Annotated in this window: 1 protein-coding gene; it reads right to left on the bottom strand. The window is 41.8% G+C overall.

Annotated elements, in window-relative coordinates:
* Window positions 1–8 precede the first annotated feature (8 nt).
* The gene (locus tag AB4484_RS24265) at window positions 9–1,040 is read right to left on the bottom strand and encodes an IS630 family transposase (RefSeq protein WP_372080773.1); all 1,032 of its coding nucleotides are present in this window, start codon (window positions 1,038–1,040) and stop codon (window positions 9–11) included.
* Window positions 1,041–1,100: the final 60 nt, after the last annotated feature.

The raw sequence follows: 1,100 nt of genomic DNA on the forward strand, positions 1-1,100 counted from the left end.
ATACCGAATCAACTTGAAGATGCAGGCTTGAGAACCTGAAAATTATCATTAATTCGAGATGTCAAAGAGCCTGAGATCTCTGGAAGAGTCACAGTAAAAAATTGGTCTATTGCCGCTTTGAAGTCCCGCTTTCTTTTGAAGTAAACGTTGTTCCTCGACTTCTCATTCATTACTTTCCATAGCCGCTCTATTGGGTTGAGGTTTGGGCTGTAAGGTGGAAGATAATGCAGTTCAATATTCAGGACAAACGCCGCATCTTTGACTAAGTCACTGCGGTGATATCCTGCACCATCTAAGATGATATGAAGTTTATGAGCTAACGGATAGCTCTCTCTTAACTTACAGAAAAAGCGAACAATACTTTCACTGTTAATGCTTTCGTAATCGTCAACGATGGTGGCACCAATATCCGACAGGTTCAGTGCGCCAATAATGTTCAATCTGCTGCGATTACCCGTTGTTTCAATCACTTTATCCTGCCCAGTACGTATCCAGCCATGAGATATTTTTGTTGATAAGGTTGGATGAACAGCGTCGATAAAGACTATCGATTCATCCTTGCCACAACTTGCCTTTAGTGCTTCATAAGCTTCTATGAATGCTTGTTGTTTTGCTTCATCAAACTTGTGTGGCACACCTTTCGGCTGCTTGTAGCTAAACCCATTATGGTGAAGCCATTTGTTCATGCCAGAAACCGTGTAATCAAGTCCAAATATCTCTTTAATGTAGGCGACAATTTGATACGTATGAGAATAGGTCTTCTCAGTCAAATGTTCGATTAGCTGCATGGTTTGAGTCGCTGAAAGCTTGCTTTGACTTCCGCCATTTTCAGGCTTCAATTTTTCAGAGAGGACGTAGTCACTGAGGTGACGTGCAACGGTCGATTCATGAATACGAAGGGCTTGTGAAATCATCGCCTGACTCCAGTCTTCAGAAGCCAGTAAAACAGCCTTAATACGGTCACGCACTCGACCATCACGAGTAGAATCGTGCATTTGTTCGAGTTGTAATTTCTGTTGAGGAGTCAGTGTAATTTTCATAGTGCGTAGCATGATCCTGATTCTAAAGAAAATCAAGCATCTTCAATGATCACGGGTATA

It is taken from the genome of Vibrio sp. 10N.261.46.A3 (genome assembly GCF_041472995.1).
GTDB classification, from domain to species: Bacteria; Pseudomonadota; Gammaproteobacteria; order Enterobacterales; family Vibrionaceae; genus Vibrio; species Vibrio coralliirubri.